This window comes from Pseudotenacibaculum sp. MALMAid0570 (assembly GCF_040151415.1).
GTDB lineage: Bacteria > Bacteroidota > Bacteroidia > Flavobacteriales > Flavobacteriaceae > Polaribacter.
Genome location: NZ_JBDKWF010000049.1, coordinates 309,417 through 323,291, shown reverse-complemented (window position 1 = coordinate 323,291; position 13,875 = coordinate 309,417). Strand labels below are relative to the sequence as shown.

Genomic DNA, 13,875 nt, shown 5'->3' with positions numbered 1-13,875 from the left:
CTGGAGTCTGATCATAGAAAATGTGACAAACTGACATTTAAAAACATATGGAGCAAAAAAAATTTGATGTGAATTCCTTTATAGGAATGGTTTTATTAGGAGGTATCCTTTTATGGTGGATGAATACAAGTCAGCCAGAAGTTACGAACGATACAACAAATCCTACAGAACAAATCTCGGATAGTACAAAAACAACAAAAGTTACAACACCAACTAACTTAACGAATCCTACTGAAAACGATTCAATAAATAATGTTGCTTTACAAAACAAGCTGGGTGCTTTTGCATATAGCGCCTTACAAGGAAAAGAAGGCACAACTACTATTGAGAACGATAAACTTCTCTTACGTATTAATAATAAAGGAGGACAAATTGTAGAAGCTTTAATCAAAGGATATCAAACTTATGATTCGTTGCCTTTATATATGGTTAAAGATAACAACGCAACATTTAATATTAATTTCGGAACAACTGATAACCGAATTTTAAATACCAAAGATTTATTTTTTGAGCCTGCTTTGACTCAAAATGGGGATAATCAAGTACTATCAATGAAGCTAAAAGTTTCAGATACCCAATTCTTGGAATATCGTTATGAAATGAAACCTGATGATTATATGGTAAATTTTGCCGTTCGTTCTCAGGGGCTGAATTCTGTTATTAATTCTTCAAACGCAATCAACTTAGACTGGACCTTAAAGGGATATCGTCATGAAAAAAGTTTGCGAACAGAGAATACCATGTATTCCTACTACTACTATAAAGCCGAAAATGAAGTAGATTATATCAATGCTGGTGGCAACGAAGTAATAAACGATGTAGATTGGGTTGCTTACAAACAACACTTCTTTACGTCTATTTTATTATCTGACAAGCCTTTTAGCAATGCTGCGATAGCTTCTGAGGATTTAGTGAAAGATGAGAAGATAGATAGCATTTTTACTAAGAAGTTCAGTTTAAAAACACCCTTAGAATTGAGTAATGGTGAATTGAACTATGATATGAAATGGTATTATGGGATTTCTGATTATAACACTTTAAAAGCTTATCAAGGAACTAGTATAGATGAGACTGCCGATTTAGGTTGGGGTATTTTTGGAACCATTAACCGTTGGATATTTATTCCAATTTTTGGAATGTTAGAAGGCTTTATTGGTAACTACGGTTTGATTATTATTTTGATGACTATTGTAGTTAGAATTTTAATGTCTCCATTGGTATACAAATCATATCTATCTAGTGCGAAAATGAAAGTTATTCGCCCTGAATTGAATGAGTTAAATAAGAAATATCCAGGAAAGGAAAACGCTATGAAGCGTCAGCAAGAAACAATGGCTGTACAGCGAAAAGCAGGAGTAAGTATGATGTCTGGTTGTATTCCAGCGCTTTTACAAATGCCTATTTTCTTTGCGCTGTTTAAGTTTTTCCCAACCAATATTGCATTGCGTGGTAAAAGCTTCTTATGGGCAGATGATTTGTCTTCATATGATACTGTTTTCAACTTACCTTTTGACATTCCTTGGTATGGGAGTCACGTAAGTTTATTTCCAATATTAGCTTCTATTGCGATCTTCTTCTATATGAAGATGAATCAAAGTCAGCAAATGAATATGCAAGCACCAACGCAAGAAGGAATGCCAGATATGAGTAAAATGATGAAATGGATGATTTATTTCTCTCCTATTATGATGTTATTCTTCTTCAACAATTATGCAAGTAGTTTAAGTTTGTATTATTTCATCTCTAACTTACTTACAATTGTTATCATGTTGGTAATCAAGAACTATGTAATTGACGAGAAAAAAATTATTGCTCAAATTGAAGAGAACAAAAAACGACCTGAAAAGAAGAAGAGCAAGTTTAGACAGCGTTTAGACGATGCAATGAAGCAAGCACAAGAGCAACAAGCTAAACAACAGAAAAGAAAATAGTATTTCTTAGATACATAAATAAAAAACCCCGCAAGTTTTGCGGGGTTTTTTATGCTTTTTTATTACTTAATCTTCCGTAAAAGAAGATATATCCATAACATAATATTACAAGAACTAATGCTAATTTAAATCCAAAGTCGTCTGTAAGTTTACCATATAAAGGAGGTATAATAGCTCCACCAACAATCATTGTACACAAGATACCAGAAGCTTGTGGTTTTAAGTCATCCAAGCCATCTATAGCCAAAGTGAAAATAGTTGGAAACATAATAGAATTAAAAAGCCCTACAGTTAAAATACTCCACATAGCAATAAATCCTGTAGTTGACATAGATAGTGTAACCATAAGTAAAGCTCCAATAGCGAAAGCGCTTAAAACTTTAGCAGGTTTTAACACCTTGGTTAGGTAGGCACCAATAAATCGACCTACCATAGCACCACTCCAATAAAATGTAACAAATGCACCAACTATTGCTTTGTTATCAATTTTGCTTAAGTCTTCACGCAATATTCCTTCAGAAATGTTTTTCATGAACTCATTGTTCTTAATAGCATCAAAAAGCTGCATGTCAATAAAATAATCAACTAAATAACTACCTATAGCTACCTCTGCACCAACATAAAAAAAGATGCCTATAGCTCCTAAACGTAAATACTTATTCTTTAAGACTTTTAAATAGCCTTCTTTTGGCGCACTCCCACTTAAAATCTTTGGAAGCCTTACAAATAGAAAAATCAATACTAACAAAAAAATAAATCCTGCCATGCCTAAAAATGGCGATTGAATAGCTGCTGCTTCAGAATTATAATATTCTTCCTTTGCTGTTGTAGACAGCAACTTTATTTCTTCTGAAGATTTTATGTCATCACTCAAAATTAACATTGCTCCAACTGCCGGAGCTATTGCAGTTCCTAACGAATTAAAAGCTTGCGATAAATTTAATCGGCTAGATGCTCCTTCCTCTGAGCCCAGTGCAGCAACATATGGATTGGCTGCAACTTGTAAAACTGTCATTCCGCTTGCCAAAACAAATACTGCTAGTAAGAATACTATATAGATTCTTGAAGAAGCTGCAGGGTAAAACAATATACATCCAAGCGCCATAATAATGAGTCCCAAGATTATTCCTTTCTTATAACCAATCTTAGAAAGTATAAACCCAGTGGGAATCGACAATAGGAAATATGCGCCAAAAAAAGATAATTGAATCAATCCAGATTGAAAATTTGTAAGTTCAAAAACCTCTTTCAATCTTGGAATTAGTGGATCAACAAAAACTGTTATGAACCCCCATAAAAAAAACAAGGTGGTTAAAAATATAAAGGCACTTTTGTAAGATTTGTTTTGCTGAGTCATCGTTACTTTTTGTTATAAAAATCTGATTTGTGGTTTTTATTTTCTCCGTCTTTGTATAGGTTGTAACTAAAATGTTCATGAATAGAATATGCTCCGTATTCTCCCTGTTTATTAACAGCGATATATCCTACCTGAAAGTTTTTAAAATTACTATCTGGTTTATTTACAATTCTTCCTATAGCTTCTTCACATGCTTGTTGCGGAGTTCTTCCTTGTCGCATTAATTCTACAATTAAAAAACTTCCTACAGTTTTTAATACCTCTTCACCTAAGCCAGTGGCCGTTGCTCCTCCAACTTCATTGTCAATAAACAATCCAGATCCAATGATTGCAGAATCTCCTACTCGTCCTGCCAATTTATATGCCAATCCACTTGTTGTACAAGCTCCAGAAATATTCCCATCTTTATCAATTGCCAACATACCAATGGTATCGTGATTTTCTATATTGATAATAGGTTTATATTCTGATTTTACTTTCCATTTTTCCCAAGCTTTTTTAGAAGCTTCCGTTAACAAGTTTTCTCTTTCAAAACCTTGGGAAACTGCAAACTGCTCAGCTCCTTTTCCAGCTAATAGCACATGAGGTGTTTCTTCCATAACCTTTCTAGCTACAGAAATAACGTGCATAATATTTTCTACACATACAACAGCTCCATAGTTACCTTTGCTATCCATTATACAGGCGTCTAAAGTTACATTTCCGTCTCTGTCTGGTAACCCTCCTTTTCCTACAGATTGTCCTTTTTCATTAGCCTCCTCAACTCTACAACCATATTCTACAGCATCTAAAGCTGATCCTCCTTTTGCTAAGGCTTCAGCAGCTGCATTAACTGCTAAAGGGGTATTCCAAGTAGCTATTACTAGAGGTCTAACAGGGTCTTTTAGTACTAATGCAGTTGAATTTTCTTCTTTTTTTGTTTCACATCCTACTGCATTAACAGCGGCAACTACCCCTATAGTTGATAAAGATGCTTTTTGGATAAATTTTCTACGTTTCATTATGATTTGCTTTAAGGCCGATGAAACTAGTATTTAAATTCCAATTCTAAAATTCTTACACATAGAAAATATATGTACATATTTTAATTAAACTATTTAATCTGAATTTCATCGATAAAGATCCAGGACCTACCATCATGTGGATATCCTAAATGCCATGTTGGCAATTTACCCAATTTTTTTGCAACAACTTTAATATATCTTGAATTGATCGTTTGAGAAGTTTTTACTTTTTGGATAATAACGTCATCTGTATTAAAAGGTTTTGGCGCTTTCCAATTTTTTATTTTTCTAAATCGTTTTCCATCTAAAGAATGATAAATTTCAACATTTGTTGGTAAAAAGATCCAACTTCGTTGATCTCGTAAGAAATTTACCTCAACAGATGATATCTTTCTATTCTTCCCAAGATCAACAATAGCAATCACATCTTCATTCCAATACCCTTGCCAAGTTCCAGTTCTGAAATCTTGGGCTCCTACTATTCCGTCAATTAAAGCATCATTTCCTCCTGCATTGTATTGATTTGCATATTTAGTTTTTAATTCGATCTTAACATTAGGATCTATTTTATAAAAATCTGTTGAAATTACGGCGCTTTTACCTTCTCCTTTTTGCGCATAAACTTTTAAAGTAGACTTCTCAGATATTTCGAAAGGTGACATATACTTAACAAAATCAGTCCCCAGAGAATAGTATATTTCAGATTCTTTATCTACAGATGCCAATGTAATTTTTGTCTTTCCTTTAAAAGCTACGTCTCCTTCGGCAATAAATGGTGCAGGAACAATTTGATGTTCTTTAATTTCAGTTGAAGGAACATATGTGTCTTGAGTTCCCCAATCTGAAGGAGTATCAGTCATTTCAAAAATCAAACTACCCCCATTAACAATATCTTGATGGCTGATGTAAGAATATGGATGCTTATCTCCATTCAAATAAGCCGCTTTGATGTATATATTTTTGTCTGATAAGGATTCAGCAACTACAGTGAATGTCTTTCCATTTTCTAAATTTATGCTTGCTTTATCAAATAATGGAGTTCCAATAATATATTGATTGGATGCTGGTGTCACAGGATAAAATCCTAAAGAACTAAAAATATACCAAGCACTCATTTGCCCACAATCTTCATTTCCAGAAATTCCATCTGGTGTATTAGTATATAGTTCTGTTAAAATCTGATAAACTTTTTCTTGAGTTTTATGAGGTTTATTGACAAAATTATACAAATATGCCATGTGATGACTCGGTTCATTTCCATGGGCATATTGACCTATTAAACCTGTTATATCTGCTTGATTTCTTCCAGAGGTTTCGTTCTTAGCAACAAACAATTTATCTAATTGTGTTTCTAAACTTTTTTTACCACCTAATAATTGGATAAATCCAGTAATATCTTGTGGTACATAAAAACTATACTGCCAAGAATTAGCTTCTGTATAATTGAAATTCACTTCATAAGGATCAAAAGGAGCAAACCAAGTATTTCTAAATCTACCTCTCATAAATTGACTCTCCGGATCATAAATATTTTTATAAAACTGAGCTCTTTTAGTAAAGGTTTTATAATCATCTTGTTTACCCATTGCTTTAGCCATTTGGGCTATCGTCCAATCATCATAAGCATATTCTAGGGTTTTAGAAACCGATTCAGACTCTTTTTCTACTGGAATGAAACCATAGTGCTTATAACTTTCTAAACCTAATTTATCGCGAGTAGCAGAGTGCTTCATTGCTTCTAGAGCTTTCTCTGTATCATATCCTTGAATTCCTTTTAAATAAGCATCTGCAATTACAGGAACTGCGTGGTATCCAATCATACATCCAGTATAGCAAGCTGATAAATCCCAAATAGGCATGATACCTCCTTCTTCATATTTTGCCAAAAATGTATTGATAAAATCATTTGTTCTTTCTTGTTCTAAAATAGTATATAATGGATGCGCAGCACGATAGGTATCCCATAAAGAAAACACTGTATAGTAGTCAAAATTCTCTGTTTCATGTACTTTCAAATCCATTCCTCTATACTTACCATCTACATCTTGATATAAGTTAGGCGCAATCATAGAATGATACATTGATGTATAAAAGTTCGTTTTATAATCGTTGTTTGTACTTTCAATGACAATTTTTTCTAATTGACTTTCCCACTCTTCTTGAGCTATTTTTTTAACTTGATCAAATGACTTATCTCCTATCTCAGCTTTTAAGTTCTTTTTAGCTCCTTCTTCATCAACAGGAGAAATTCCAATCTTTACATAAACAGGTTCATTTTTAGGGTTGATCATCTCAATCGCTGCAATTGAACCTTCTTTATTGTAATCAATTCCCGCAATTTTATGTGAAAACTCCATGTGATAGAACAACATTTGCTTGGTTGCCCAGGCTTTTGAATGCCTAAAACCTGATAATGTATGCTTGTCGTGCTGATCTATTTTAAAATCCAACACTTCATCTCTGTGTTCTAAGTCCAGTATAATTATTTGATTCTCTTTCTTAGGGAAATTATACTTATGAATTCCACTTCTTTTGGAGACAGTTAATTCAACATGAATATTTGTATCGTCTAAATAAACTTTATAATATCCAGGCTCGGCAGTTTCGTTTTCATGCGAAAAATGAGCTCGGTAACCTTCTTTCTTATTTGCTCCATTATTGAAAACAACTTTATTTGTAGGCATCAACAAAATATCTCCATAATCAGAAACTCCTGTTCCACTCAAATGTGTATGAGAAAAACCATAAATAAACTCATCTGAGTAATGATATCCTGAACATCCGTCCCAGCCATCTAAACGAGTATCTGGGCTCAATTGCATCATACCAAATGGCATAGTTGCTCCTGGGTATGTATGACCATGACCACCAGTTCCAATAAATGGATTCACGTATGAAATTAAAGCTTTATCTTTTTTAGCTTTGGTTGGAGGTTGTTTTTTTTCGCAAGAAACAAAGGAAATTAGAATCGCTAAAATGGTGATAGAAAAATATTTTTTCATCGAAATTATCAGTTTATTTTTTTGTCTAAATTAGCAAGATAACGATAATCAATCAATTGACAAATGGGGCTTTTTAGACGAACAACGCAAGTTCTCGCATGTACGACATTAATTTTACTACAAACAGCATGTAATGGAGAAAAAATAAAACCAATAACACCTTCAATAGTTCCTGTTCCTGAAGCCCTCACTGTAAATAATGGTGTGTTTTCTATAGATAATAGCACTTTTTTAAGTTATGATGATGAATTCAAAAGTGTGGCTTTATTTTTCAAAGATTATATAGAATCTTCTAGCTCTATTAAATTAAGTGATTCCAAAACAGAGAAGAAAATAAGTTTTCAATTAGATACGTCTTTAAAAAATGAAGAAGGATATCAGCTTTCAATAACTCCTAATTCTATTTTGATAAAAGCCAAATCTTCGAAAGGGGCTTTTTATGGTTTTCAAAGTTTGCGTCAATTACTCCCCAGCGATTTTGAAAGTAAAAAATATAAGAACAGTTTTGTTCCTGTTCAATGTTTAGAGATTTCTGACGCTCCTCAATTCTCTTATCGCGGAATGCATTTAGATGTAGGTAGACATTTCTATTCTGTTAAGTTTATAAAAAAATTTATCGATTTAATTTCACAGCTAAAAATGAATACATTTCATTGGCATTTAACAGAGGATCAAGGTTGGAGAATAGAAATTAAAAAATACCCAAAACTTCAAGAAGTTGCAGCTTACAGAAAAGAAACTTTAGTTGGACATTATAGCGATCTTCCTCATCAGTTTGATGGAAAAAAATATGGTGGTTATTACACCCAAGAACAAATTAAAGATATTGTTGCGTATGCTGAAAAAAGACATGTTAATGTGATTCCTGAAATTGAAATGCCTGGACATTCACAAGCTGCCATTGCTGCTTATCCAGAATTAGGGTGTACTGGAAAACAAATTGAAGTTGCTACAAAATGGGGGATCTTTGAGGAAGTTTATTGTCCGAAAGAATCAACCTTTCAATTTTTAGAAGATGTGATAGATGAAGTTGTTGAGTTATTCCCAGGAAAATACATTCATATTGGTGGAGATGAAGCTCCTAAAACTCGCTGGAAAAACTGTAATCATTGTCAAAAGTTAATCAAAGAAAAAGGGCTAAAAGATGAGCATGGTTTGCAGAGTTATTTTATTTCGAGAATGGAGAAATACATCAATTCTAAAGGAAAACAAATTATAGGATGGGATGAAATTTTGGAAGGAGGTTTAGCTCCTAATGCAACTGTAATGTCATGGAGAGGAATTAATGGTGCTGTTGAAGCTGCCAAAGAACATCATGATGTTATTTTAACTCCAACTTCGCATTGTTATTTTGATTATTATCAATCAGATAACGAAAAAGAACCTATAGCTATTGGAGGTTATTTGCCTTTAGAAAAGGTTTATTCGTTTAATCCTATTCCAAAAGAATTGACCGAGGGTGAATCAAAATACGTATTAGGAGCTCAAGGAAATGTATGGACAGAGTATATAACTAATCAAGAGAAAGTAGAATATATGGCTTTTCCTAGAGCTATCGCTTTAAGTGAAGTGGTTTGGTCATCGTCAAAAAACAAAAATTATAAAGATTTTATCCAACGTTTAGAGCAGTTTCAAAAAAGATTAGATGCTTTGGGTGTTAATTATGCCAATCACATTTACGAGGTAAAAGGAAAGTTAAACAATACAGAAGGTGGTTTAACTTATGAACTTCATTCTACTTCTACATCAAAATCTATCTATTACTCTATAGATGGTAGTCAACCTACATTACTATATAAACAGCCTATTTATGTTGATAAGACCATGACGATTAAAGCTATGGTTGGTGATGATGAAAAGAGAGCTTTGGGTTATGAGTTTGAAGAACAAATCAATTTACATAAAGCTGTAGGAAAGAAAATTACAATAGATAAAGAACCCCATGCAGCTTATAACAAGGGTGGAAAAAAAGCTTTAATTAATGGAATCTCTGGAAACAACAAACGTTATGGCGATAAAGAATGGTTAGGTTTCTGGGGTGAAGATATTACCATTACAATAGATTTAGGAAAACCAACAAAAATTAATTCTATTTCTACTCGTTTTCATAATGGAAACGGTCAATGGATTTATGCGCCAAAAGAAATAGGCATGGAATTAAAGTTAAAAGGAGGTAGAACTCATGCTAGCATTGGCAGAGTTAAAGATCGTCAATCTTTAATTTCTAACTACCAAAAAACTTTTGAAGATATGGAGTGTCAATTTATTGAAATAACGATTCCCAACTATGGTATCATTCAGAAAGGAAAACAAGGAGCAGGCAACAAAGCATGGACTTTTATTGACGAAATAATTATTGAATAATGATTGTAGAAATTTGCGCTAATTCTTACCAATCAGCTATCAACGCAGAAAAAGCTGAAGCTAACCGCATAGAATTATGTTCCGAGCTTACTTTGGGTGGCATTACTCCATCTTACGGATTATTGAAAAAAGTAATGCAAAACATTTCCATTCCGGTACATGTATTAATTCGACCTCGAAGTGGAGATTTCACCTATTCTGATGAAGAGTTTGAAATTATGAAAAAAGACATCTTACTATGTAAAGAGTTAGGTTGTGCAGGAATAGTTTCTGGTATTTTGAATTCTGACAATACAATTAACATACATAGAACACAAGAATTAGTTGCAAGCTCTCAACCTATGAGTTTTACCTTTCATAGAGCATTTGATTGGGTTAATAACCCAAAAGAAGAAATTTTAAAACTTTCAAAAATAGGCGTAGCTAGAGTATTGACCTCAGGTCAACAAACAACCGCCGAAAAAGGAATCTCTTTATTAAAAGAGCTTAAAGACAAAACAACCATTAGTATTTTACCTGGAGGTGGAATCAATATAAAAAACGTTCATTTGTTTAAAGAAGCTGGATTTGATGAAGTTCATTTATCTGCTTCTTCTCAAATTCAAACCATTGAAAGTCCAAAAATTTCTATGAATAGTTCTAAATTGTTCGATGAAACAAAACTTACATTTTCTGATATTCAAAAGATAAAGAACATCATCAGTAATCTCAATGAATAAAGAACTCTTTACATATTTTATCCTAGGATTCTTTCTACTTGGTTGTCAACCTAAAGATGAAACTCCTACCGTTCAAAAATTAAATACAAATTGGTCTTTCAAATCGAAAAACGAATCCGATTGGCGCACAGCAACAGTTCCTGGAAATATTTTTACAGATCTTTTAGATAACAAAATTATTGAAGACCCTTTTGTGAAAACAAATGAAGAAAAAGTACAATGGGTTTCAGATTCTACTTGGATCTATAAAACAATATTTTCTGTAGATGAAAAAACCTTGCAAAAAAAACACATTGAACTCAATTTTGAAGGTTTAGACACTTATGCTAAGGTATATCTTAACAACAAATTGATCTTATCTTCCAATAATGCATTTCGCAAGTACGAGATTCCTGTTAAGTCGGTTTTGTCAAAAAACAACGAATTAAAAATAGAATTTGAAAGTACTTCTATCTCAGAAGAAAAGGAAAAAGAGAAACTAGATTACGAACTGCCAGAAGGAAATAGAGTTTTTACTAGAAAAGCACAATTTCAATATGGTTGGGACTGGGGACCTAAGCTTAATACATCTGGTATTTGGAAAGATGTTTATTTAAAATCTTGGGATGATATAATCTTAAAAGATGTCTTTGTTTCTCAAGGAATGATTACAGAAACAGATGCATCACTTTATACACAATTAACCATAGAATCTGATATATCTTCAGAAGTTAAAGTGATTGCCAAGGTAAATGGAGAAACATTTCAAAAGACCTTGCAATTAGAAAAAGGAATTTATGATTACACTCTTCCTATTTCAATAAACAAACCTAAACTGTGGTGGCCTCATAATATAGGAGAGCCATATTTATACGGTATAGACATAAAGCTTATTGAAAAAGGAAAAGTTTTAGATTCAAAAAGAATCAAACGCGGTATTAGAACCATTGAATTGGTTACTGAAAAAGACAGCATTGGAGAATCTTTTTATTTTAAGGTAAATAATGTTCCTGTTTTTATGAAAGGAGCCAATTATATTCCTCAAAATAGCTTCCAAAACCAAGTGAGTAAAAAGCACTATGAAAGTCTTTTAGATGATGCTGTGAATGCCAACATGAATATGCTTAGAGTTTGGGGAGGTGGAATTTATGAGAATGATATTTTTTATGATCTATGTGATGAAAAAGGGATTTTAGTTTGGCAAGATTTCATGTTTGCTTGCGCTATGTATCCTGGAGATGAAAATTTCCTTAAAAATATCCAACAAGAAGCCATCGATCAAGTAATTCGATTAAGAAACCATGCAAGTATTGCTTTGTGGTGTGGAAATAATGAAAACTCAGAAGGATGGCATCGTTGGGGTTGGCAAAATGGTAAAACTGAAGATCAGAAAAAAGAGATTTGGGACAATTACAAAAAAGTCTTTGATAGTATCTTACCTTATACTGTTGATCGATTGAGTGAAACTTCTTACTGGGAAAGTTCTCCTAAATACGGACGCGGTAATCCAAAATATAAAACAGAAGGAGATGCTCATGATTGGTGGGTATGGCATGATGGCTATCCTTTTGAGCATTTTGAACAGAATGTACCAAGGTTTATGAGTGAATTTGGCTTTCAATCTTTTCCAAGTTTTGAGACTATTACGTACATCAATCAAAATGACAATATTGATGATATTAATAGCAGTGCTATAAAGTCGCATCAAAAACATTCTAGAGGATTTCAATTAATTGATGAGTATATGAAGCGAGATTACCCTAATGTAAATAGAAATAGAGAATATGTCTATTTGAGTCAATTAACGCAAGCTAAAGGAATAACAATGGCTATTGAAGCTCATCGTAGATCGAGACCCTATAATATGGGAAGTTTGTATTGGCAGTTAAATGATTGCTGGCCTGTGGTTTCTTGGTCGAGTATTGATTATTTTGGAAATTGGAAAGCCTTGCAGTATAAAGCTAAAAGATCCTTTGAGAATCTTTTGATTTCATCTAAGCAAAAAGAAAATATTGTCTCAACTTACATCATTAATGATGAATTACGAAATAGTACAGATACCTTAACTCTTAAAATCATCGATTTTTATGGAAAAGAATTATGGTCTGCAAAAAAGAAGGTTTCTGTTAATGGAAATTCGAGTACTAAGGCTCATGAATTATCAATAGATGAACTCAGCATGAATCAAAGTGAAGTAGTAATGATTACTTCTTTTAAAGATCAATCATCACAGTTTTATTTTACAAAACCCAAAGAGCTTACACTTCCTAAAGCTCATATAGATCAGTCTATCCAAAAAACAAAAGGCGGTTTTTTCATTGAAATAAATGCTTCTTCTTTGCAAAAAGATGTTTTCTTATTCACAAATGAAAAAGGTCATTTCTCAGATAACTTTTTTGACATATTCCCTGGAAAAACAAGAAAAATTTTCTTCAAAACAACTTCAAATACTATTGATGATTTGAAAGTTATAAGTCTCAATGAAATTATGTATTCGGAAAAAACCGGGATTGTAAAAACCCAAAACCATACCCAAAAAACTGAGTAAGTGAAGTAATTATACTCAAGAAACCTACTTTAAAACTTTTATTCTCTACAGTTGCATCTGAAAAGAGAGCTATGAGATACAAGCCGAAAAAAGCGGATAATTGCCAATATCCAAAGAATACCAATAAAATAGAGAGATCAAACCCTAAAGCAAATAAACTCGGAAACCAGTAAGTTAACTTCTTTGTCTTAGGATATTTTTTATTCAACTTAGGCCTAGCTGTACCAAAAGCAAATGTTTGATTGAAAAAACTTGAAATTGTATTTCTTCTTTTATGGTATACAAAAGCTTCTTCTATCAATTGTGTTTCTATACCTGATTCCCAAAGTCTAAAAGTTAAATCGATGTCTTCTCCAGCCCTCATATCAGAAAAACCTTGAGTAGCTTCAAAAGCTTTTTTTGAAATTCCCATATTGAAACTTCTAGGTTGAAACTTACCAACTCCTTTTTTCTTACCACGGATTCCTCCAGTAGTTAAAAATGAAGTCATAGAATAATTAATGGCTTTTTGTAGAGAAGTAAAATCTGGATGCGCAGCATCAGGTCCGCCAAATGCATCAGTATAGTTTTCTTTTAATCGTTTATCAATTACGTTTAAGTATTGCTTAGGAAGTACTACATCAGAATCTAAAACGATAAAGTAATTTCCATTCGCTCTTTGCATTCCATAGTTTCTACTGGCACCAGGACCCGAGTTTTCTTTATAGAAATACTGAATTTCGAGTTTAGACTTGAAATTATCTACAACTGTATCACACCTATTTGAAGAACCATCTTCGATAATAATTACCTCAAAATTACCTGAAAAATTAAGCTGAGAAATACTAGACAATAGTTCTTCAACTTCTTGAGGTCGATTATAAATAGGAATAATTATGGAGAATTCTAATTTCAAGTTGGAAATTTACAAAAATGTCTAAACAAAAAACGCAAACCTTAAAAGGTTTGCGTTTTTATTTTTTAGTAAAATG

Annotated in this window: 8 protein-coding genes; 4 read left to right on the top strand and 4 right to left on the bottom strand. The window is 32.7% G+C overall.

Annotated features, from left to right (window positions below):
- The first annotated feature begins 47 nt into the window (after positions 1 to 47).
- Complete coding sequence (gene yidC, locus AAON49_RS11815; protein WP_349554831.1) at positions 48 to 1,931, top strand: membrane protein insertase YidC; 1,884 nt, start codon at positions 48 to 50, stop codon at positions 1,929 to 1,931.
- Between the two features lie 49 nt (positions 1,932 to 1,980).
- Here the strand turns inward: yidC and AAON49_RS11810 are convergent, their stop codons facing one another.
- The 3 genes from AAON49_RS11810 to AAON49_RS11800 form a co-directional block, all read right to left on the bottom strand.
- A complete protein-coding gene (locus AAON49_RS11810) occupies positions 1,981 to 3,288 on the bottom strand; it encodes a sugar MFS transporter (protein WP_349554829.1) in 1,308 nt (435 codons plus the stop codon).
- 2 nt (positions 3,289 to 3,290) lie between these two features.
- A complete protein-coding gene (locus AAON49_RS11805; RefSeq protein ID WP_349554828.1) occupies positions 3,291 to 4,289 on the bottom strand; it encodes an isoaspartyl peptidase/L-asparaginase family protein in 999 nt (332 codons plus the stop codon).
- Positions 4,290 to 4,381: 92 nt separating this feature from the next.
- The gene (locus AAON49_RS11800) at positions 4,382 to 7,294 is read right to left on the bottom strand and encodes a GH92 family glycosyl hydrolase (protein ID WP_349554826.1); all 2,913 of its coding nucleotides are present in this window, start codon (positions 7,292 to 7,294) and stop codon (positions 4,382 to 4,384) included.
- A 63-nt stretch (positions 7,295 to 7,357) separates the two neighbouring features.
- Between AAON49_RS11800 and AAON49_RS11795 the strand changes: the two genes are divergently transcribed.
- From AAON49_RS11795 to AAON49_RS11785, 3 genes are read left to right on the top strand one after another with little or no spacing between them, the layout of a single operon-like run.
- Complete coding sequence (locus AAON49_RS11795; protein WP_349554824.1) at positions 7,358 to 9,658, top strand: beta-N-acetylhexosaminidase; 2,301 nt, start codon at positions 7,358 to 7,360, stop codon at positions 9,656 to 9,658.
- Positions 9,658 to 10,377: a copper homeostasis protein CutC gene (locus AAON49_RS11790; RefSeq protein ID WP_349554822.1), complete on the top strand. Its 720-nt coding sequence runs from the start codon at positions 9,658 to 9,660 to the stop codon at positions 10,375 to 10,377. Before AAON49_RS11795 ends, AAON49_RS11790 begins: the two co-directional genes overlap by 1 nt.
- Positions 10,370 to 12,904 (top strand): beta-mannosidase, encoded by a 2,535-nt coding sequence (locus AAON49_RS11785; RefSeq protein WP_349554821.1) that lies wholly within the window; start codon positions 10,370 to 10,372, stop codon positions 12,902 to 12,904. The genes AAON49_RS11790 and AAON49_RS11785 overlap by 8 nt, the downstream gene beginning before the upstream one ends.
- Here AAON49_RS11785 and AAON49_RS11780 read toward each other — a convergent pair.
- Entirely contained in the window at positions 12,843 to 13,799 is a 957-nt protein-coding gene (locus tag AAON49_RS11780; RefSeq protein WP_349554820.1) for a glycosyltransferase family 2 protein, read from the bottom strand. The genes AAON49_RS11785 and AAON49_RS11780 overlap by 62 nt on opposite strands.
- Between the last annotated feature and the right edge of the window lie 76 nt (positions 13,800 to 13,875).

What these genes read in the sequence shown, in the direction of transcription:
- AAON49_RS11810 (WP_349554829.1), bottom strand. Translation starts at nt 3,288, where the DNA reads ATGACTCAGCAAAACAAATCTTACAAAAGTGCCTTTATATTTTTAACC.
- AAON49_RS11795 (WP_349554824.1), top strand. Translation starts at nt 7,358, where the DNA reads ATGGGGCTTTTTAGACGAACAACGCAAGTTCTCGCATGTACGACATTA.
- AAON49_RS11785 (WP_349554821.1), top strand. Translation starts at nt 10,370, where the DNA reads ATGAATAAAGAACTCTTTACATATTTTATCCTAGGATTCTTTCTACTT.
- AAON49_RS11800 (WP_349554826.1), bottom strand. Translation starts at nt 7,294, where the DNA reads ATGAAAAAATATTTTTCTATCACCATTTTAGCGATTCTAATTTCCTTT.
- AAON49_RS11790 (WP_349554822.1), top strand. Translation starts at nt 9,658, where the DNA reads ATGATTGTAGAAATTTGCGCTAATTCTTACCAATCAGCTATCAACGCA.
- AAON49_RS11805 (WP_349554828.1), bottom strand. Translation starts at nt 4,289, where the DNA reads ATGAAACGTAGAAAATTTATCCAAAAAGCATCTTTATCAACTATAGGG.
- yidC (WP_349554831.1), top strand. Translation starts at nt 48, where the DNA reads ATGGAGCAAAAAAAATTTGATGTGAATTCCTTTATAGGAATGGTTTTA.